General features: G+C 34.5%; 20 protein-coding genes. 8 read left to right on the top strand and 12 right to left on the bottom strand.

The window, feature by feature from the left end; all coding sequences use genetic code 11:
• Positions 1–132: 132 nt before the first annotated feature.
• From BSF41_RS08975 to BSF41_RS08955, 5 genes are all read right to left on the bottom strand, one after another.
• Positions 133–1,557 carry a SusD/RagB family nutrient-binding outer membrane lipoprotein gene (locus BSF41_RS08975; protein WP_095929167.1) on the bottom strand — a complete coding sequence of 475 codons (1,425 nt, stop codon included), beginning with the start codon at positions 1,555–1,557 and terminating at the stop codon, positions 133–135.
• Between the two features lie 12 nt (positions 1,558–1,569).
• On the bottom strand, positions 1,570–4,761 hold the full coding sequence (locus BSF41_RS08970; RefSeq protein ID WP_095929166.1) for a SusC/RagA family TonB-linked outer membrane protein: 3,192 nt from the start codon (positions 4,759–4,761) through the stop codon (positions 1,570–1,572).
• 664 nt (positions 4,762–5,425) lie between these two features.
• A complete protein-coding gene (locus BSF41_RS08965; protein ID WP_095929165.1) occupies positions 5,426–5,869 on the bottom strand; it encodes a hypothetical protein in 444 nt (147 codons plus the stop codon).
• Positions 5,870–6,031: 162 nt separating this feature from the next.
• On the bottom strand, positions 6,032–6,667 hold the full coding sequence (locus BSF41_RS08960) for a hypothetical protein (protein ID WP_095929164.1): 636 nt from the start codon (positions 6,665–6,667) through the stop codon (positions 6,032–6,034).
• 168 nt (positions 6,668–6,835) lie between these two features.
• On the bottom strand, positions 6,836–7,039 hold the full coding sequence (locus BSF41_RS08955) for a hypothetical protein (protein WP_095929163.1): 204 nt from the start codon (positions 7,037–7,039) through the stop codon (positions 6,836–6,838).
• A gap of 245 nt (positions 7,040–7,284) precedes the next feature.
• On the opposite strand from BSF41_RS08955, the gene BSF41_RS08950 reads away from it, so the two are divergent.
• From BSF41_RS08950 to BSF41_RS08935, 4 genes are all read left to right on the top strand, one after another.
• A complete protein-coding gene (locus tag BSF41_RS08950; protein WP_095929162.1) occupies positions 7,285–7,902 on the top strand; it encodes an isochorismatase family cysteine hydrolase in 618 nt (205 codons plus the stop codon).
• A 130-nt stretch (positions 7,903–8,032) separates the two neighbouring features.
• On the top strand, positions 8,033–9,016 hold the full coding sequence (locus tag BSF41_RS08945; protein ID WP_095929161.1) for a hypothetical protein: 984 nt from the start codon (positions 8,033–8,035) through the stop codon (positions 9,014–9,016).
• 57 nt (positions 9,017–9,073) lie between these two features.
• Positions 9,074–10,492, top strand: a complete 1,419-nt coding sequence (locus BSF41_RS08940; RefSeq protein ID WP_095929160.1) for an NAD(P)/FAD-dependent oxidoreductase — start codon at positions 9,074–9,076, stop codon at positions 10,490–10,492.
• A gap of 188 nt (positions 10,493–10,680) precedes the next feature.
• Positions 10,681–10,884 carry a hypothetical protein gene (locus tag BSF41_RS08935; protein WP_095929159.1) on the top strand — a complete coding sequence of 68 codons (204 nt, stop codon included), beginning with the start codon at positions 10,681–10,683 and terminating at the stop codon, positions 10,882–10,884.
• Positions 10,885–10,943: 59 nt separating this feature from the next.
• Here the strand turns inward: BSF41_RS08935 and BSF41_RS08930 are convergent, their stop codons facing one another.
• The 7 genes from BSF41_RS08930 to BSF41_RS08900 all read right to left on the bottom strand — a co-directional run bounded on the left by BSF41_RS08930 (position 10,944) and on the right by BSF41_RS08900 (position 17,975).
• A complete protein-coding gene (locus BSF41_RS08930; RefSeq protein ID WP_095929158.1) occupies positions 10,944–11,192 on the bottom strand; it encodes a hypothetical protein in 249 nt (82 codons plus the stop codon).
• Positions 11,193–11,365: 173 nt separating this feature from the next.
• Positions 11,366–12,385, bottom strand: a complete 1,020-nt coding sequence (locus BSF41_RS08925) for a cytochrome-c peroxidase (RefSeq protein ID WP_095929157.1) — start codon at positions 12,383–12,385, stop codon at positions 11,366–11,368.
• Between the two features lie 360 nt (positions 12,386–12,745).
• Positions 12,746–13,612 (bottom strand): MbnP family protein, encoded by an 867-nt coding sequence (locus BSF41_RS08920; protein WP_095929156.1) that lies wholly within the window; start codon positions 13,610–13,612, stop codon positions 12,746–12,748.
• A 235-nt stretch (positions 13,613–13,847) separates the two neighbouring features.
• Positions 13,848–14,216: a hypothetical protein gene (locus tag BSF41_RS08915; protein WP_141248132.1), complete on the bottom strand. Its 369-nt coding sequence runs from the start codon at positions 14,214–14,216 to the stop codon at positions 13,848–13,850.
• Positions 14,217–14,384: 168 nt separating this feature from the next.
• On the bottom strand, positions 14,385–16,364 hold the full coding sequence (locus BSF41_RS08910) for a TonB-dependent siderophore receptor (protein WP_095929154.1): 1,980 nt from the start codon (positions 16,362–16,364) through the stop codon (positions 14,385–14,387).
• 4 nt (positions 16,365–16,368) lie between these two features.
• Positions 16,369–17,292: a hypothetical protein gene (locus tag BSF41_RS08905; RefSeq protein WP_095929153.1), complete on the bottom strand. Its 924-nt coding sequence runs from the start codon at positions 17,290–17,292 to the stop codon at positions 16,369–16,371.
• 305 nt (positions 17,293–17,597) lie between these two features.
• A complete protein-coding gene (locus tag BSF41_RS08900) occupies positions 17,598–17,975 on the bottom strand; it encodes a hypothetical protein (protein ID WP_253251787.1) in 378 nt (125 codons plus the stop codon).
• Between the two features lie 534 nt (positions 17,976–18,509).
• On the opposite strand from BSF41_RS08900, the gene BSF41_RS08895 reads away from it, so the two are divergent.
• The 4 genes from BSF41_RS08895 to BSF41_RS08880 all read left to right on the top strand — a co-directional run bounded on the left by BSF41_RS08895 (position 18,510) and on the right by BSF41_RS08880 (position 21,849).
• Entirely contained in the window at positions 18,510–19,325 is an 816-nt protein-coding gene (locus BSF41_RS08895; protein WP_095929151.1) for an alpha/beta fold hydrolase, read from the top strand.
• Between the two features lie 55 nt (positions 19,326–19,380).
• Positions 19,381–19,698, top strand: coding sequence for a phosphoribosylpyrophosphate synthetase (locus BSF41_RS08890; RefSeq protein WP_095929150.1), 318 nt, complete (start codon positions 19,381–19,383; stop codon positions 19,696–19,698).
• An 82-nt stretch (positions 19,699–19,780) separates the two neighbouring features.
• On the top strand, positions 19,781–20,413 hold the full coding sequence (locus BSF41_RS08885) for a hydrolase (protein ID WP_095929149.1): 633 nt from the start codon (positions 19,781–19,783) through the stop codon (positions 20,411–20,413).
• 83 nt (positions 20,414–20,496) lie between these two features.
• Entirely contained in the window at positions 20,497–21,849 is a 1,353-nt protein-coding gene (locus BSF41_RS08880; protein WP_253251786.1) for an alginate export family protein, read from the top strand.
• Positions 21,850–22,059 lie beyond the last annotated feature (210 nt).

The following is a 22,059-nucleotide window of genomic DNA, read 5'->3' as shown; positions in this document are numbered from 1 at the left end:
GAAAGTTTTGTTACTGAATTCTATAACTTTTTTTACTTTTTTAAATTGAACTATATAGAAAATGCGAATGCAAAAGCCCTGTATCAAATAAGATACAGGGCTTTTTTTGACTCAAAAAAACAACAACATTTTTTATTTTACATCAAACCATAATTTGGTTGTCAATAAATCTTTTCCTTGTTCCGCTACAGCTGCTTGGTAACTAGCACCATTTAAAGACTGTTCTGTACCAGGATAGAAAAGACGCGAAGGAATTTTTCCGTCCAAAACAGTAGCAGGACCAGCTGTAAGAACTGGATAATCCAATCTTCTCCATTCTGTAAAAGCATCTAAACCTTGTCCGAAAAAAGAAATCCATTTTTGCGTACCAATAGATTTAGCATAATTTGATGCATCATATTTCACACTTGCTTGATCTAAATAAGTTGAAATAGTAGTCGAATTAGTAATTCCAAACTGATTCAAAGATGCTGTAATAGCATTTTTATAATACTGTTCTGCATCTCCCGAAATATATCCGCGGGCTGCGGCTTCTGCAAGATTAAACAATGTTTCTGAATAAGAAGCAATTACAGCTGGAGAAGCCGATGTCAAGAAATAAGTTCCAGGTTTTGATGTTTTAGCAAAACCTTGGCTATTAGCATCACTATTTGATAATCCGTTTGCACCTCCAACATATTTCCCTACAGTTGCATCTGAAGGCAATTGTGCAAAAACAGGCAAACGAGGATCTGACAATGCATATAATTGATCGACCATAGTTTTTGAAATACGGAAATCATCTCTAGTTTCAAACCAAGCCGAAGCTGGATTTTGCTGTGGTGAACTGGTATAAACAAATTGGAAGGTTTCGGCGTTGCTGCCAATTAATCCTCCTGCATCGCTTGTAGCATCTATAGCAGCTTGTTTTGCCAAACCTGGTTCTTTGTCTGAAATTCTCAGCGCAATACGCAAACGAAGTGAGTTTACCAGTTTTTTCCATTTCAAGATATCGCCTTTGTAAGCCAAATCACCTGTAACAGAACCATTTGCTGGATTTAACAAAGATTGCGCTTGTTTTAAATCATCAAGCAATCCTGTGTATACTTCTTTTTGTGTGCCATAGGCAGGCGTTACGTTTTGACCCGCTTCTTTGTACGGAATGCTTCCGTAAGCATCTGTCAGTAATAAAAAGATCCATGAACGCAACGTTAAGGCGATACCTTTATAGTTAGAGTTTGCCTGAGCATCTGGAAATTTTATAATCGTATTCAAATCTGTAATTAGAGTCGAATATCCCTTATCCCACAATGACGTGAAAGAAGCATTAGAAACATCATAGCGATCTGGTTCTGTATATTGAATTTTAGCCCAATGCTGCACAAACAGCAAAGTCGAGTTAAAGTTATTTGCATCACCCCAGTACAAATCGGCACTTTGCTTTAAGGTACCTGTTAAAAGATACGGTGCAAGAGGGGTTTCAGTTGCATTTGGATTTTTATTAATATCGTCCAAAGTATCACTGCAAGAGCTCAGTGTCAATGCAAACAGTATTGTATATGATAGTTTTTTTAGCATGATTCCGAGTTTTTAAAATTTAACGTTAAGGTTTAAACTGAAATTTCTAGTTGTTGGTAAAGCCAAACTTTCCAATCCTTGCGCATTTCCAGTATTGAAAGCCGTTTCAGGGTCAATATTTGGAGCATCTTTGTAAATAAAGAATAAGTTACGGCCGGCAGCGGTAACGCTTGCTCCTTCTAATCCTAGTTTTTTAATCAGCTTTTTATTAAAATTATAAGTAAGTTTTATCTCTCTCATTTTTACGAAAGTTGAACTATAGATGTAAGCTTCACTAATATTGTATGATGCTTTATAATATTCTTGTGCGCTAATCACTTTATTATTAGGAGTTCCGTCTGCAAACACACCTCCGAAAATCATTCCGTCATCATAAATCGTTGCACCACCTGGAGCTGCTCCGCCTGTTACCAAAGTCTTCGGATTAGCGGTATTGTTTCCTGGATAATAGTAGCTTAAACCTCCATTTTCAGCACCACGACCTGGAAGAGTCTGTGCTAAAACTCCTGTATAGTTACCTGTTCTGTTTGTTCCTGAGAAAAGTTCTCCACCAACACTAGCATCTACAAGGAACGAAAGCTCAAGATTTTTGTAAGTCAAAGTATTCGTAAGACCAGCTAAATAATCTGGAGTATAATGTCCTAATACTTTTTTTGTCGGATCTGCTTTTGGAAGACCATTTGCTCCCACTACAATATTTCCGCTTGCATCACGCTCGTAAGCTGTTCCGTAAAGTGCACCATACGCTTGCCCTACAGATGCCAATACATCTACACCTCCAGAAGAACCAATCGTATAGTTTTTAATATCTCCTGCGTAATCTAGAATTTCTACTTTACTTTTGTTTTTAGAATAATTTACAGCAACATTCCACTTAAAGTTTTCTGTTTGCACAGGATTTGCGTCTAACTGTATTTCAATACCTTGGTTATTAATTTTACCTGCATTGATTAACTGCGAAGTGTAACCGCTTGCTGCTGTAGTTTTGATTTCTAAAATCTGGTCAAAACTATTGGTATTGTAATACGCGATATCAAAATGAAGTCTGTTTTTCCAGAAAGAAGCTTCACCACCTATTTCAGTAGAACGTGTCGTTTCTGGCTTCAAATTTTCATTCAGTTTTCTTTGAGAAGAAGTCTGGATCGGATTTCCGTCAAATGCAGTTTGGAAATTATAAACTGTAGCCAATTGGTACGGATCTGCATCGTTACCTACTTCAGACCATCCTCCACGAAGCTTTAAGAAATCTAATGTACTGCTCTTAATATTTAATGCATCTGTTAAAACCACACTACCGTTAATAGATGGGTAGAAATAAGAACGATTGCTGCTTGGTAATGTAGAAGACCAGTCATTACGGGCCGTAACGTTCAAGAAAGCATAATTTCTAAAACCAAACTGAGCAGAAGCATAAGCACTGTAAACTCTCAATCTAGATAATGAGTTTGATGATGTTAACGGATCTCTAGAGTTTGTTAAAGTATACAAATCTGGAACCGCTAAACGTGGCGCTTTCTGATAGTTGTTGGCATCGCTATGGTTACGAATGTTGAATCCCGCAAGTGCATCTACAGTAAAATCATCATTAAGCTGTTTTGTATATTGAAATATACCCTCAGTATTTTGCTCATTTACAGTGTAAGCATCTTCTGCGTACGATCCGAAAGGAGTTCCATTTGTACCATATTTAATAGTATATTTTCTTCTATCGTTGTAATAATCAACTCCTGTACGGAATCTGAAGTTTAATCCTTCTGCCAATTTCGCGTCTAAATGGATATCTCCAATTAAACGGTTACGCTGTTGGCTTGTTGTATTGTAATAGGCATTCCAATATGGGTTGCTGTAATAGCTGTTATTCCAGTTGGTATTTCTATCTTTTTCCAATTCATTAATATCAACCTGACGTCCGAACCAAAGAAACTGAAGCATTACACCAGCCGCACGACCACCAGATGGACCACCTGGCAATTGAGGAGCATTTGTAGCGATATAATTGGCATTAACCCCAACTTTTACACTTTCAGAAATCTGATAATTAGTATTAATAGAAAAGTTTGTTTTGTTGATTTCACTGTTTGGTACAGTTCCAAGCTGTTTTTGATTGTTTACACCTAAACGGAAATCTGATTTATCGTTAGCTTTTGCAATAGAAACACTATTATCGTAAGTAAGTCCTGTGTTGAAGAAATCTTTCACGTTATTTGGGTGCGCAATAAAAGGAACAGCTTCTCCTTTAGAATAAAATTGTGGGATAAGGCGTCCGTCCATTCTTGGTCCCCAGCTTTCATCAACACCATCATTAACTCCTCCACCTTTTCCGTCTACGTAGCTAAATCTTCCGTTAGAACCTTGTCCAAAAGTGTTTTGGAAAGAAGGCAAAGTAGCCACTTGAGAAACAGTTAAACCTGTATTAAAAGTAACACCAAATCCTCCTTTTTGTCCTTTTCCTGATTTTGTTGTAATAAGCACAACACCATGAGCAGCACGTGATCCGTAAAGAGCAGCAGCATTTGGCCCTTTTAAAACAGTCAAAGTTTCAATATCCTGCGGATTCAAATCGGCAATTGCATTTCTGAAATCACGAGTAGCTCCACCAAAATTTAATTGTGAGTTATCTACAGGAACACCGTCTACCACAAAAAGCGGTTGGTTGTTTCCTGCAATAGAGGTTTCTCCACGAATAATAATACGAGAAGATCCCATATCTCCTTGTGAATTGGTAATACGCACACCCGCTACTTTACCAGAAAGCGCATTCAAGAAGTTGGTTTCTTTGGTAGTCGCCAATTCTTTTCCTTTTACTGATTGAGTTGTATATCCTAAAGATTTCTTTTCTTTTGAAATTCCAAGTGCTGTAACCACCACTTCAGATAAAGCGTTTTGTTCTTCGGTAAGATCGATCGTAATATCGTTTTTGTTTACTACAACTTCTTGTTTTTTATATCCTAAATAACTAACTAAAAGTACATAAGGGAATTTTTGTCCTGTTTGGAAATAAAATTTTCCATCTGTATCTGTAATAACACCATGTGTAGTTCCTTGAATCGTTACCGAAGCCCCAATAATAGGCTCTTTTGTAACGGCATCGACAACTGTTCCTTCCAGTTTAGACTGAATTAGTGGCTTTGTTTCTTGAGCTTTAACTCCTATGGAAATCAAGAAAATACATAGCCAAGCATATCTTTTTAATTTTATTTTCATTACTTTGTTTTAGTTTAATAAATAAGGCGAGCTTAGAGCGCTTTGTGCTATTCTAGCTTTCCCTTTTAGAGATGACAATTTCTTTTTAAGCTTCTACCATTTCTGCTGCAACAGAAATGGTTTTTTCTTTTTATCTGCAACACATTCGTTTTTTCATTTTTACTTTTTTTTTTTGGATTACTATTCTTTTAAATTGGCCTATAAAATTTTAACCCCTATTCGGGATTGTTGTACTTCTTAAAATTTATAATGAATTAAAAAAGAGGACTTTTAACCGTAGAATGCATAAGGACGAAAACTGCCGAATGCTTTTTGCTTATTTTGGAATGAAATATCGTGGTTCTAATCTCTGGCTTTTAACTTATATTTTAAACTCTACTAATTTGATAGAACAAAAGTAAATTAAAAATAGTATTCCCCAAATTTTAATTAAACTTTTTGCAAAAAAAATGTTAACCTTTTTAAACAGAGAGACATAAACAACTAAAAACAAATAAGTTATAAAAAACAGGCGTTTTTATGCTTTTATAAGAATTGTACTAAAATCTTAAAATTAGAAACCCTTTTTTGGCTATTTTAAATTCCAATTCAGGAAAGTTTAAACCAAAAAAAAACTCCAAGATCATAAGACCTTGGAGTTTCTATTTTTTGTATTTCTAACTTATTATAGCTCGTTGAATTCGTGTAGGGATTTCAATGTCGTTTCATAAAATAAAATGGCTGCAATAAGATTTCCTTTATCTGAGTAAGGCATCATTTTTCTTTGAAACTCTACTGTAGTATCTAAGAAACTAGTTGTACCTAACGCCTGACCATCTAAGATTTTTTTGTTGTCAGCCGTATCAGGAATACCTAGATCTGCCATTGTAACACCTGGTTTAGTAACCAAAGCAATGTAAGGAAGTGTTTTTACTAAAACTTTAATACGTTCAATGTACAATTCTAAAAGCTCTCCTTTTTGCATACCGCTTAATTCTTTTTGATCGTGGTATTTACGGATTAAGGCTGTTGTACTAATGATACTTCTTGGTGCGTTTTTTGCCTGTGCAGAAACAGCGGCAGTCGTCAAGAAGAAAAGTGCACATAATAAAATAATTTTACTCTTCATTTTCTTAATAGATTTGGTTCTTGAATAAAAACAAAAATATATAAATTAACTTAAAATGCAATTTTTAGAAGTCCTTTTTACTAAAATTATAATAATCTTTTAATGTTATTAGCAAAATAGAAATAAAACGCCTACAAATTACGATATTCCAATCGTTCTTTTTTAAGACTTAATGATTCTAAAACGTCCTGGATATTTAATCCAAATGCTTTTCTTGTTTCCGTAGTAATCCATAAAATCTTCGCAGACAAAAACAGCATGAGCTTTTGACCAAGCCACAACTCCGCAATATTCGCTTCCAGATTCTCTTTTTAATTTCTGAATTTGTTTGCCCAATTTAAATCCTAAATATTTGTAGATGGTTGGAGTGTATACAGTGCCTTCTTCCAATTCTTCTAAGGCTTTCTCAAAAGTGGGTTCTTTATCGATAATCTGCATGTATTTTGCCATAACAGCATACGTTAAAACAGCATAATCGCGTATTTTTTCGCTGTCACAATTATCTTTAATATAAACAAAACCCGCAGATTTTCTAGCTTTAGTAACTTCGCTGCTGTCCAAATTAAAGGTTGCATTGTTTTTTAGCGTAATCCTATAAGAATTATTGTGTAGTTTTTCGCTTTCAAATAGATTATCTAATCCGTACACATTTAAAGAAGCTTTAATAAATGCTATCGATGAACAATTTGTACGTTCACCTTGCTTAAAACTTTCAAATATTTTGTCTGAACTCAATTGCGAATACGAACTTGAACAAACAAACATTAGAAGTAAAAAAAATGAAGTAACCGATTTCATGCCTTATTATATATTATTTCTCAATTATTTTTTGAAAAACTGTATTAGATTTTTACAAATCTATAAAAATCCAACCATACTTTTACTTCTTTACTTTTTATCTATTAAAAAAAAGTGTTTTCTGAGCGCAAAAAAAACGTCTCAAATAAACTTTGAGACGTTTCGGTATTATTTTTTTTCTTCGTTATTCAATTTATCATCGAGTTCAGGTTCTGTGCCTTTAAACTTTTTCGAGTCAACATCATAGTTTTCATCATTTGTCAAAACTTCGTCATGATCTTTATATTGATGTTTTCTCGTATCGTTTCGATGATCTCCTCCACCCTGTTCTTTAGGATTCGGGTTTTTCTGGGTTTGATTATTCTTCTCCATAATTCCTAGTTTTTAAATGATTATTAAAATTAGCTCAAATACAATAGTTTGGTTTATATAATCATTTTTAAAAATTATAAAATAAAACTGCTCCTATTTATATCTCACCTATTTACTGTATTTCGAAAATCTGCTAAATATCGCTGTTTCCTATCTTTTCTATTTTTTCTAAAAGGCAATAAATACAACAAAACTATAACTGGCATATTATTAGAATACAGCAACTTAAATTAAATTTTAAAATCATGAGCTTATATCAACTTCAAAAAACCGCCATCATTATTATTGATCCTTTTAATGATTTTCTTTCTGAAGGAGGAAAATTATATCCTGTAACAAAAGAAACCGTTGAAGGAAATCATGTGGTCAGTAATATAAAAAAGCTATTAACGGCTGCGAGAGAAAAGAAAATCCAAATTATCTATGCTCCACACCGCCATACGCAAATAAGAGATTATCTAAATTGGAAATTTATGGCGCCTTCTCATTTGGGGAGCAAAAGTATTTCTCTGTTTGAAAAAGATTCTTGGGGAGCTGAATTTCATCCCGATCTTATTATGCAGGAAGGCGATCTTATTGCTCAAAATCATTGGACTGCGAGCGGTTTTGCCAACACCGATTTGGATTTTCTTTTGCGTCAGCATGACATTGACCAGATTGTTCTTGCTGGCATGAGAGCCAATACCTGCATCGATTCGACCGCAAGATTTGGTGTTGAATTGGGTTATCACGTTACCTTGATAAAAGACGGAATTGGGGCTTTTAATTGGGAAGAAATCAAAGCAACGGTCGAAACTAATTTTCCGAATTACGGACATGTTCTTTCTTCTACAGAGGATTTTATAAATAATATCAACTCTTAAAAAGACTAGATTCTTCAACCAAAGAACTCACAACATTTTAATTGAGACCAAACCTCTGATTTCTCGTTAAATTATCTATTTTTACTTCAAATCAAAAGTATCTTTAAATAAAAAACAACCCATTTACACTATGTTCCCATATCTCGAAAAAAACTATACACAGGCACAATGGTTTTACGGCTCTTATGAAGCAAATATGCTAAAAAGCCTAAAGGGAAATGTCAAATTCATGAAGCAGATTGCTTATTTGATAAATAGCAATACGGAAGAATTTGAACCGGTTATAGGAACAGATTCAATTTCTCTTGAATTTAATGAACAAAAAGAAATTGTTACAAAATGGAGTATTAGGGACACTTACGAAACCAAATATAAAAGTTTTATAGAAGATAAAATTCTCTCCGTAAAGCATCACTCAGAAGATTTTGTAGAGTTATTTGAATATGATGCTATAACGGGACTTTCGAATAAGTATATCAAAATAAATAAGGAGGGTTCTAAAACCGAACAGCGTCTAAAAATAGAAATTCAAAAAGATGGATCTATTTATCATTCAGATAAAGACTATGATATTCAGTATGACAGTGATGAAAGAATAATTTGCAAAAAAGCAAACTACAGAAACTTTGAGATTATATATGATTATTTATCTCCTGTAAAAAAAGGATATTATACCAAAACGTATCATACCGATAATGAAATTAGTACTTTCGAAAAATACAGTTATGATGATGATACTTTGGTAGAAAAAATCATGTACCGTAATGATGCTGTTAGAAGTAAACAAATGTTTTTTTATGATGAAAGAAAAAGATTGTTCCAATGTCTCACATTATACGATGACGATTCTTTTGAAAATCACTACTATTTCTATAACGAGAAAGATTTACTAATTGAAGATAAAATATCCTATCCAGGAAGAACAATGGGAACTTGTGATTTTTTTGAATATGATATTCAGGACAACGTAATTAAAACGAGAGATAACAGTTTTCAATATACCTATGATCAATTTGGCAATTGGACGGAAAAACTGGAAATTTCCAACGAGAAGGTCGTTCAAAGAACCACTAGAGAATTTGACTATTTCCCGAAAGGTCTACACGTTGTCTAAAAGAACTTCTTCTAAAAAAATAATGCTAATTTTACAGCATTATAATTATAGAAGAATATGTGGACTATATGCCATGAATGCCAGGGACAAGGTAAAATAAATCGCGGACTCAGTAAAAAAGCACAACGCCTTTATAAAACGGAATTGGCTTTATATGAGAACAAGCAGAGTAATACTGCTCCGATACGTCCTAAGGCACATTTGCATTTATGCACAAATTGTTCTGGGTCTGGATTAATGCAATCTGAAAATTATCTTGAACCCGATCTCACAAAACCGCATGTTGCCATAATTGGCGCAGGTATTGGCGGAGTTGCTCTAGCGGTAGCCTGTTTGCATCGCGGTATTCCGTTTACCATTTATGAAAGAGACAGCAACTTTGATACCCGATCTCAAGGTTACGGACTTACGTTACAGCAAGCCAGTAAAGCAATGAAAGGGTTAGGGATTACTTCTTTAGGAGGTGTAATTTCTACAAAACATATCGTACACAATACCGAAGGAAAAATATTAGGCGAATGGGGAACCAGAAAATGGCTGGAAACCGCAATTAAAACGCCTACAAAACGCACCAACATACATATCGCAAGACAGTCGCTTCGTTTCGCTTTATTAGAACAACTTGGAGGAAATAATACTATCCAATGGGGACATCAATTAATAGATCTTACAGCATCTGAAAATGGTGTAAAACTAAATTTTCAGGTAAACGGCGAAATAAAAACCGCAAAAGCCGATCTTGTTGTCGGTGCCGATGGTATTCGCAGTGCCGTGAGAAAGCTAATAATTGGCGAAGAGGCAACACCGCTCCGTTATTTGGATTGCATTGTAATCTTAGGAATTTGTCCGTTAAGTTCGCTCGAAGGGTTTTCGAGTGATTTACTAGATGGTGCAACGATATTTCAGACTGCCAACGGAAATGAACGTATTTATATAATGCCTTATACTGCAGATTCTGTTATGTGGCAATTGAGTTTTCCGATGTCTGAAGAAGAGGCCAAAGAACTAAGTGCAAAAGGACCGCAAGCCTTGAAAGAGGAAGCCTGCCGAAGAACGCAATGGCATACTCCTATTCCTCAGATTTTACAGGCAACACAGGAAAATCTAATTTCTGGATATCCGGTTTATGATCGCGAGTTGTTGAGTTCAGAATTATTAGAAAAGAATCAGAATATTACTTTAATTGGCGATGCCGCGCATCCCATGAGTCCGTTTAAAGGTCAAGGTGCCAATCAGGCTTTGTTGGATGCTTTAAAATTGGCTAGAAAAATTTCGAAAGGCTGTAACGCTAAGTCCAAATGGAAAGAAAGAGGATTGAGAGAATGTTTATTAAACGATTTTGAATCTGAAATGCTCGAACGCAGCGCGACAAAAGTACAAGGCTCTGCAGATGCTGCGCAGTTTTTACATTCTGAAATTATACTTCTTGAAGGTGATGAACCGCGAGGGAGATGTTCTAAAAGGAGTGAAGAATAAAGAGCAAAGAATATAAATTGGAGATCAATAAAAAATGCTAAACCTATTGTTTAGCATTTTTTGTATAGAGTTATTTTTCAGTCATATACATGTAAATTAAACAATAATTTAATATTATTTTATAACTAAATCTGACTTGATCTTTTTAATTTTATGATCTCATTTACAAACAATTAAATACTTGCGCCATGAAAAATACACAAATAAATTTCAGTCCAAACAATAAAACCTGTACAGACCGAACTTTGGTTTGTGATGGTGATAATAATGAATTAATATTTCGTAAAACTTATGTAGGAGATTGGGGAGATTGGGACGAGAAACCAGATGAAATTTTAAAAGATCAGCATCTTTATCTGGATCAAAATACAAGTTTTACAAATGCAATTTAAACTAAAAGCTACTTATTAAGTATTATAATTTAAGCATTACAATCCTGCGATTCTATCTCTTATGCTAGAACGCTGATTGTATTGCTTAAATTTTCTTTGTTTATAAAATCCAAAATAAATTCTTTTACTTCTTTACTTGCTTCTGTTTTAGTTGCAAAAGAATTAATGTAGAATTCATCATCCTTGTCGCTAATATGGATAATTTCTGTGTAGCCTTTGGTTATTAAACTCCCTTTTAGTTTAATAATGTTTACTTCTTGTTTTCCGTCAAGTTCTTTGCGAACCTGTAATTTTATAGCTCTTTCCATATTCAAAAATTTTTAAATAATTAACTATCATTCAGTTATAAATTTAAAACATTTAATCTATCGAAATCAGATTTTAACACAGTTCGCAACGTATTATTTATCAACATATTATAAACATCTTTGTCTTTTTAAAAAAGAAATGCAAAACATCAGTAAAATCAATACTTTTCAAACTAATTTCCTGTAAAACCTTTGTCGCTCAGGGTTTTCATAAATGCAAGAAGATTCTCTTTTTCTTGTTCTGTAAGCGGAATTCTATTGCCATTATTTTTAAAAATAGGATCTAAATTTTCTGCACTCAAGACTCCATTATCAAAATAATCTAAAACAGCTCTTAAGGTAGCAAACTGACCAAAACTTCCGTAAGGTGCTGTATATTCGACATTTCGCAAACTTGGAACTCTAAAACTCATAAAATCAGACGGAATTCCGGTCACTCTGCCTCGTCCTGCCTCATTAGAATCTGTGTTTAAAGGAAAACCTATATTTCTAAAACTCTGATCTGTAAACAATTCGGTGCTATGACAGCTAGCGCATTTCTGCTGAAATGTGGCATAGCCTGCAGCTTCGCCTTCTGTAAACGTTTGCCCTTCTTTTCGTTTTACTTTATCGTATTTGCTATTAACAGAAATCAAGGTGTATTCGAACTGAGCAATACTTTTATAAATTCTATCGGGTGTAATTTCCTGATCTCCAAATGCGTTTTTGAACATCTCTTTATACGAAGCATCATCTTTAATTTTCCCGATAACTTCCAAAATCGAAGAATCCATTTCTTCGTGAGTTATAATAGGAACCAAAGGCTGGGTTTCTAATTGCAATCTGCTTCCATCCCAATTAAAGAATTTTAAAAACATCAAATTCTGAATCGGCGGCGCATTTCTAAGTCCCACTCTTCCTTCAATTCCAATAGCTCGCGCGTTATGGTCTGCAAAAGCATTTGCTTGGATATGACAGCTTGAACACGAAATGGTATTGTCTTTACTAAATCTTTTATCTGAGAAAAGCTTTTCGCCCAATTCGGCACCATATTTTGTAGGCTTGTTCAAACTCACATAACTGTTTACCTCTGGAAAATCAGTCGGAATAGGCAATGAAAGCTCAGGATTATCAAAATAAGTCTCATCAGAATCACTACTGCTACAAGAAGTGAAAAAGAGTACCATTAGGATAAAGCCAACTATTTTTTTCATTTTAATGAATTTTAAAATAGAGCCGTCTTTTAAAATTTCAGACGGCTCTGAAATATTTTTACAACATTTAGATTAAATTTAATCTGTATAAATCTGCTTTAATCCTTTTTAATCTGCGTGAAAAAATCTATTCGCAAAAATATTTCACGCAGATTTTATAAAGATTTTAGCAGATTAAAATTGATTTTTGCTTGATTAAAGTTTTCCAATAGCCCCTAGTTTCAACTAGGGATTTAAGAAATGTAAATTAGCTAGGCTTTAGCCAAACTAGCGTATTTAGGCTAAAGCCTTATTGGCGCAAATTTTATTTACCTCCATCTAAAGATGGAGGCAATTAATCTTCAAAACCTAAGAGTTAATTTAGTTTTCTACACTAGTTACAGAAAACATTCCTGTAATATCGTTTGTTACGTTTCCTCCTAAATTATCGACAAATTTTACCATTTGCGCTGCAGTATGAACATTTGGAGTTGCATTATCGCCCATTCCTGTTCCTGTAGACAATGTAATTGTATTGATTTTACCGCTCAACAATTTGTCCAAATCAGCTTTAATTTTGATTTTCGGAGCATTTTTACCTACAGTTGCGTTTGTAGTAAGGTTTAGCGTAATATCTCTATACGCATTTACACCTTGCTTATACGCTCCTTCTTCTCCTGCAACAGTACTTCCTGTATGAATAGACATAGCTTTATTGTCTGTATCATAAAATCCTTCAACTTTTGTAAAACGATATCCTGTTCCCCATTCCCACATCATTGCCGTGTCGTTGGCACCAGCTGCTGCGTAAAACTTAGGAAATCTTGTTTGGTCTAGCGTATTTTGTTCTGTTTTAATACCCAAACCAAATTTAATCTGCTTGTATGACGCAGAAGGCACATTGCTCAAAACATAGCTTAATGAAGCTACTTTTGCCTGATCGATTACTGTTGCACCTTTGTCTAAATCATTTACGTTGTAAGGCACTTCACTTCCGTCATCTTTTATTAGACGAATATTACTAATCACATATTTTACTTCAGAAAAATGATGCACTTGTCCTACCGCTGAAGTATTTGTAGACGCAGATGTTGAAGTTGCATCTCCCAAAACAATGGTTTTATCTTTGAACGTATTGTTGAATTCTAACGTTACATTGTTTGCTGCTGGAGCATCGTCATCGTTTGAACATGAAACAAATGCCAAAGCGGCCACTGATAATAAAAGGTATTTTTTAAAATTTTGCATTTTTATGATTTTAATTTCTGTACTGATTTTAAACCATTTAGCTAAATTATTCTAACACATAGAAACATAGTTTTCTAAACTTAAAAAAGGCGTTTCACTAATTTAAATTCACCTAGCAAACTATGTGTTAGAAACTAGTTTCTTTAAATTTCCTTTACCAAAAAAGAAAAATCTATGCTTCTATGTGTTAAAATTCAATCTAACGCAATGGCTATTTTATTAATCGAAAGGAAGATTATAAAATAGGCGGCGGTACAAAAATTTCAAGGCAAGGTTCTAGTCGATCCGATTCTTTGTAGATTGACACTTTCTTGGGGGTTATAGTTTTTAATAGTGGAACCTGAAACTCAAATGTTGTGTTTAAAGCAATATCGATCTTTTTGCTAATGCTTCTCAATTCCAAATCGGTATTTTTTTCCGATTCTTGAAGTTCTTTCTTCAAATGGCATTTACCATGACATTGCAGTTCTGGCTTAGCTTTGTTAACACAAAATTCTTTTTCTATAGCAACTTGATTCAGTTTAAAGTGCACCACGATAAGCGCCTGCTGGAAAGAAACCAGCAGGAACAGAATCGTCATTGTGATACTAAAAACTTTTTTCATTTTTAATTATAATTATCCTTTTTATGCACTTTTTTGTCATCCTGACAAACGTTGTCGTAGAACTATGTGTTAGAAACTAGTTTCTTTTTTCTATTCTCTATTTTCTTTTTTTTTCAACATTAAAAAAACTATGTTTCTATGTGTTTCAATTTAATTTTAGTCAACAGATTAGAAATTCAATTTTAAAGATGTGAAAATATTACGTCCCATTCTCGGGATATTTCCCCAGTCAGCATAAGTACTGTAATACGCATTTAATACGTTCTCTGCACCAATTTGTATCCTGCTTTGCACCTTATTAATTTTAAAAGAATAATCGGCAGAAATATTCCAAATGGCATAAGACGCTGTTTGATCTTCTCCATATTCTGGACTGTAATTAATCTGTTCAAAATCGCCATTTACAGAAGTCTGGATTCCAAAATTTTTATACATATAATGAATAGAAGTCAAATAGCTTAACGGACGTATAAAAGGCAGATTTCCTCCTTTATTATCCATTCCGCGTGCATAGGTAAGTGTTCCTTTCCAATGCAAATGCTCTAAAATATCGTAACTCACATTGGCAGACATATTTAAAAGCGTTGCATAATCTAATGACGTATACCCTTTTACTCCAACCGATTGATAATTCATCGGACTTCCCATGCTTAGGATTTTACCAATAATATAATTCTGAATATAGAAATAGTTGACTTTTCCTTGAATGCTCAATCTTTCGGTTTTAAAACCTGCACTTGCATTTCCTTCATACGAAATTTCATTTTTTAGATTCGGATCTCCAATGTAATCATAACGGTCAAAACTATTATAGATATAATAACCGTAACCCTCAGAAACAGAAGGCGCTCTATGGCCATAACCCGTTCCGACAGAAAAATTAAACTGATCAATATTTAAGTTATAGGCCGCATTTAGACTTGGCAGAAATCTCGTCTTTTCTTGAGGTGCTCCTGGATGAAAAATCCAATTGAATTCTACATATTTAGAATAATTATAATTCACTCCCAAAGAGCCTCCCAAATGCACTTGACTTTTTTCAGAAATGTCCCAAGAATTATTCATAGAAAGTCCTGCATAACGAGTGGTAACCCAAGGCCAACTGTAAGCAAACATCGTTCTTTCGCTTCGATCTTGCGGATACATGCGCATTTCTGCAATAGACAAATTATCGTAAGCATTCAGCTGAATTTCAGAAGAGTAATCATTCTTTTTCAAATTCGCTTTCGAAACCAATCCGTATGTTGTGCTCCAACCCGGCATATCCATGTGAACCAAGTTTTCTGGTCGTGTTGTATCGTCCATATAATGCTCAATGGCATTAAAATATACTTTAGTGTCCACTACTCTAACCAAACCTTCTTCGAACAATTGCTTATAAGAAGCTGAAGTAATTAGCGCTCGCGAAAGCCACAAATCCATTGGCAAAGCAGGATAACCCACATCTTTTGCCACATCAAAAATCGCATCTAATCTAACCGATGATAAATCGCTGGTTTTATACGCCAAACCTAACGAAGTATTGAATTTATTGTATTGAGAATGCTTTACTTCGTTGTTGTTTCCGTCGTAATAATTATCGGCCGTACGATACGAAACGCTTCCGTCGGCCACAAATTTTGTCCCTGAATAAGCAATATTTCCTAAATTGAAAAATTGCTTGTTATTAAATTCAAACCCTGTTTGATACGCTCCATTCCATTTCTTCTGAAGTCCAAATGGCGTGCTTTTTCTTTTTAAATCAATACTTCCCGCAACAGTTGCTCCATGCAAGCTTCCCTCCTGACCCGATTTAATATCTACTGCCGCCAGATTATTACTTTCAACATAAGACGTAATTGGATCCATTTTATCGGTACACGCGCCAAAAACATGCATTCCGTCAATGGTAACCGTAGAACGTTCTGTACTCATGTTGTTTAATAAAGGTTCCCAAGCGTAAGCTCCGCGTTTTATAAAACTAATATTATCAGATGAAGACAAAAATTCATCAACAGAAACAGCCATTTTCATCTCGGTTTCTATTTTCTTTTTCGTCGCGTTTTTTACCGTTACTTCTTCTAAGTTTTTTATGCTATCGTGATGTGCATGCTGATTTTGAGCTGTAACTGAAAAACCCAAGAAAAGCAGCATTATAATATATTTCATGTTTTTAAAATAAAGTATCAATATAAAGTTCACTTTTCACGCCTTCTACTCCTGGCGTATGATCGGTTGGAACTATAGTCCCTCTTACGATTAAACCGTTTTGGTTCATCATAATTAAGTTTAAGGTCCAGTTTCCTGTCATCGTATAATTAACAACACCGTGATACAAACCATCGTTTTCTTGTGTCAAATCCTTATTATTTGGCGAAGAATGATTTCCCATAGAAGGTTCTGGCATTCTAGGATCTAATTTTAAAGTGTATCCCACAACTTTAGAATAAGAAAACTGTGCCGGATCTGGAAAAGTTCCTGCTGGAGTTGTTGGCTTATTGTATTTGTAAACACCCGCAACCAACGCGTTTTCTGAAACTGTAGGTTTTTGAGGCGAAATCAAGGCAATTACATATTGCTCGCCATCATTTCCTGCAAAAGCAGTCATATTGAGGTTTTTATTGCTTTGTTTTTGAACAGTAACATCTTTATTGATCTCATACTTTTGGTTATCAGCTGTAAAACTGATGTACAATTTCCAGCTTGCTGTTGTAGTGCTTTCTCCCGTAAAAACAGCATAACCGTTGTAGTATTTATTGGTAGAATCATACAACACATTATACTCATGCGGACAAGAACTTTTGCTTCCGTCGGCATTACTTATTATGGGTAAAAAAGTTACCGCAGCTGTCGTCAATTCTTGGTTGTTTTGAGTATTGATAATTTTAAAATGAAGCTCATTATATCCTTTATAAAAAGTTCCGTTTAAAGCTTCTATACTAATCTTATAGTTACCGCTTGTAAGAGATGTTGCTTCTTTAAATTCTAGATTTTCAGGAACTTCAGAACCTATTTCAGCTTCGTAATCTGTTTTATCAATTGTACAGGAAGTAACCGCAAACAATAGTGCGATTATCCAAAAATTAAAAGATTTCATTTGATGATATTATAAAAAACGTTTAAAATATAGCACCCTGCCATAAATTTTTGAATACCAAAAAAAGAGCCAAAATGCTGTGAGTGAGCCAAAAGAATGGCAACGTAAATGAAAATGGAAAAATTTTCCCTTTCAATTACAAAGAAGATCAAAATCAGTTTTTAGAATAATAAATTATATAATCCTAGCCTAAACTTAGAATTTTTAATTCGAGTAATTCTGCCAATCCATTCAAAATTCAGAATTGAATTTGGAATCTGGAACTTGGAATTTGGAATTTGGAATTTAAAACTAAATAGTGATCTCTACACTGTGTAGAGAGGAGGATGAAAAGTAAGATTAGAAGCTCCGATTGGTTTCTTCTCAAACAAAATTGAAGTGTTATCTTTTGATTCCATCACTGGAATTGCGCCAAAAGTGATTTCAGCAGTATTTTGAACATACACAAGCTCTAATTGGTCTTTTAGACTGTCTTGCATTTTTCGTTCATTATCAGAATATTTTTTAATGCTTTTTTGAAGTTCGCATCGACCGTTACAACTGTTAAAAGCCTGTTTACGCTGAACGCAAATCGTTTTCGCAATTTCTTTCTGATTGATTTTAAAAGAAGCATAAATAAACAAGCTGCCAAAAGATGGCGACATAAGTAAAATAGAAAGTGCTATGATGATTAACCTTTTCAAGTGCTTGTTCAAATAGTTTGGTGGCAAAAGTACATACTATTTTGTATTTATTTTAACTAATTCAGATTTTTTATTTAATAAATCACAGATCCATTTTTATTTACAAAAAACGGACTATTCATAAAATAACGAAATATCGTAAATAAAAAAACATCCATTTTTAAACAAACCCCTTAAAATAAAGACACTGCGAATAAGGCACGTTAATTGGCAATTGTTATGGCATTCTACTAAATCACTTAAAAATGCTACACATTATGAGACCAAAACTACAGCCTTTTTCAGGTCAAGATCCAGCTTTTTGTAGAAAAGAAAAAGCAAATTTCTCTAGGAAAGATTCCGATAAGCTAAATTTTTTAACATCATTTTTCACTTCTTAATCTAGGTTAATCGATGCAGATGCTTTTCCGTAATAAGTTTGCATCAGAAACACCACAACATTGAACATCTATTAAACCATTTGTTAAAAAGTTAAACATAATTATTAAGTATTCAAATATTTCAAAATAAAATTAATCCTAAAATCAAAAAATCATGAGCACATTTACAGTAAAAGACGGAACACAAATTTATTACAAAGACTGGGGAACAGGACAACCAATTGTTTTTCACCACGGATGGCCTTTATCGAGTGACGATTGGGATGCACAAATGATGTTTTTCCTTCAAAAAGGCTACAGAGTTATTGCACACGACAGACGCGGACATGGTCGTTCTAGTCAAGCTTCTGAAGGAAATAACATGGAAACTTACGCATCTGATATCGCTGAATTGACTGAAGCTTTAGACTTAAAAGATGCTATACATGTTGGACACTCAACAGGTGGTGGTGAAGTAATTCGTTATGCTGCAAAATACGGAAAAGGTCGTGTTGCAAAAGCGGTAATCATAAGTGCAGTTACGCCAATAATGATTCAAAACGAATCTAATCCAGAAGGAGTTCCATTGTCAGTTTTTGACGAAATCAGAAAAGGAACAGGATTCAACAGAGCACAATATTTCTACGATTTCCCTATTCCTTTCTACGGATGGAACCGCGAAGGACAAACCGTTCAAGAAGGCATCAAAGCAAATTGGTGGCGTCAAGGAATGATGGGTTCTGTACTTTCTCACTACGAAGGAATTAAAGCATTCTCTGAATCTGATTTTACAGAAGATTTAAAAAGTTTAGATATTCCAGTTTTAGTATTGCACGGAGAAGACGACCAAATTGTTCCTTATGGTCAAGCGCCAAGAGCTGCAAAATTGTTGAAAAACGGAAAATTAATTTCTTATCCTGGATTTCCTCATGGTATGCCTACAACAGAGGCAGAAACGATCAACAACGATATTTTAGATTTCATCAAATAATCCAAAACCACTGCCTGTAAAGGTTTATTTACAGGTAGTTTAATCTTCTCACATTATGAGTTTTTTTCAACAACCCTCTTTTGATACGGTTACAGAAGCTTTGCAGTGGTTGAGTACACAAGGTTTTACAGAAAACTTTAATCTGGATTCTAACTGTATTCGCTACAATAACAATACGCAGAGCATGTCGCCAGAAGAATTCAAAATCGAATATTTATTCCGTTTTGAAGGAGATACCGATCCAGGAGATGAAGATATTGTCTACGGGATTAAATCTGAAATCTACAATATCAAAGGTGTTTTAACCAGCGCTTTTGGAATTTATGCCGACTCAATTTCTTCTGAAATGATTAAGAAATTGTCTACGCACTAATCTTTAAAAAAAACACGAAATATCGCTAATGATTATTGTATTTCATTAGCCTAACCAATTAAAAATCTTAAAAATAAATAGTATGAAACCATCAGTTAACTTATTATCACCAGATAATCACGCATTAGTATTAATCGATTTTGAAGGACAAATGGCCTTCGCAACGCACAATATTCCAGTAAGCGAATTACGCACGAATGTGGCAATTGTTGCTGGAGCATCGAAAATTTTTAACGTAGCAACAGTTGTAACTACAGTTGCAGAAGAAAGCTTTTCTGGACCTGTTTTTCCAGAATTAGAAGAATTTTATCCAATTGCTACTTCTGGGTACATTGACAGAACTACCATGAATACTTGGGAAGACGAAAATGCTTATAAAGCTATCGTAGCAAAAAACAAAAAGAAAATTGTGCTTGCTGGACTTTGGACAGGCGTTTGCATCGTAGGGCCTGCATTGTCTGCAATTGAAGAAGGTTACGAAGTGTACATTATTACAGATGCTTGTGGTGATGTTACTGCTGAAGCTCACGAACGTGCTGTACAAAGAATGGTTCAAGCTGGAGCAATTCCTATAACTTCTATTCAATATTTATTAGAACTTCAAAGAGACTGGGCACGCGAAGCAACTTACGGTCCTGTTACTTCTTTAATGAAAAAATATGGCGGTTCTTACGGAATTGGTATTCACTACGCACATAACATGTTGAAACACTAATCGGACTAATTCATTTTATTATAAATCTCTTACGCTTCATTATGTTGGAATCATCAAAATCCATATTATCAAAAATCCTTTTCATGTGTATTGTTTCTTTTCTTTTGATAGGAAACACGGCATCAGCTCAAAGTTTTAAGCTGCTCCGTTACGATGAAAATTATGAATTCTTAAAAGATTCAAACAGAAACTTTTACGAACGATTAAAGTTCATTCCCTTAAATCAAGATAAAGAGGTTTACATGTCTATTGGTGGCGAAGCCAGATATGAATATGTTGATTTCAACAATGAAGACTGGGGACGATTCAATATTGGGCACAACAATTTCTTACTCCAGCGTTACGATCTTCATGCCGATGTGCATTTGGGAAAACGCTTTAGAATATTTGCCCAATTAAGAAGCGCCCTAGAAGATGGCCGTGTAAATGGCGCTCGCGGAATAGACGAAGATCAGCTGAATGTGCAGAATCTTTTTGTAGATGTGAATGTATGGCAGCAAAAAGACAAAAAAATAACCGTCCGCGCTGGAAGACAAGAATTGGACTATGGTTCTGGAAGGTTAATTTCTGTTAGAGAAGGTCCAAATACGAGGCTTTATTTTACAGGAGGAAAATTAATGTACACTTCGTCAAGAGTATCAGTTGACGCCTTTGCCATGATGGCCGACACGGTTCATAACGGTGTTTTTGATAATAAAATGTCTAAACAGCTTAACCTTTGGGGTGCCTATTCTAAAATAATTTTTCCAAAAGCAGGAAATCTTGATCTGTATTATCTCGGGTTCAGAAGAGATGAATCTGTTTTTGAAGAAGGAATTGCTCCTGAAAGAAGGCATACAATCGGTTCGAGATTATGGAAATATGGTGGAGGTTTTATTTACAACCTCGAAGCAGCCTATCAATTCGGAACTTTTGGCTCAGGAAATATCAATGCTTGGACTGGATCTGTAGATATTGGGTATATGTTTGAAAACGTAAAATTTAAACCCACCATAAATCTTAGAAACGATTATATCTCAGGAGATAAAAATCAAGGCAACGGAAATCTTCAAACATTTAATCCGCTGTATCCAAAAGGAGGATATTTTGGTTTTAGTCCGCAAGTTGGACCAGTAAACCTTATCGATATTCATCCGTATGCTACGATGGATTTATTGCCACAGCTAAAGATGCAGGTCGATGTGGTTCTAAACTGGAGATTTTCAACACAAGACGGAGTTTATAGGCCAAGCGGAATTTTAAATCTTCGCGGAAGCGATTCTGACGAAAGATATATCGGAACTGCCTATCTCGCCAATTTTACCTATAGCGTAAACAAATATATTTCGGTTGTCAGCGGTATTCAGTACTTCAAAACAGGTGCTTTTATCGATGACATGATTCCGAACTCAAAAGACGGAGTTTTCTTTAATGCCCGTCTTGGATTCAAATTTTAATCAAATACATAAATTAATTTTTAAACACATAGAAACATAGCTTTTTTGAAGCGAGTAAAAGGCGTTTCACTTGCATGAATACTCATAGATTGTTTTATTCTCTCGCAGATTGAGCAGATTAAGCAGATTTTTTAATTTTTAATTATTAATTCTTTCATCTGCCTTTTTCAACGCAACAATCTATGTGTGAAAAACTAGTTTTTTTCTTTA

This window comes from Flavobacterium sp. ACN2 (assembly GCF_002303885.1).
In the GTDB taxonomy this organism is placed as follows: Bacteria; Bacteroidota; Bacteroidia; order Flavobacteriales; family Flavobacteriaceae; genus Flavobacterium.
This window is presented reverse-complemented; position numbering and strand designations above follow the sequence as displayed.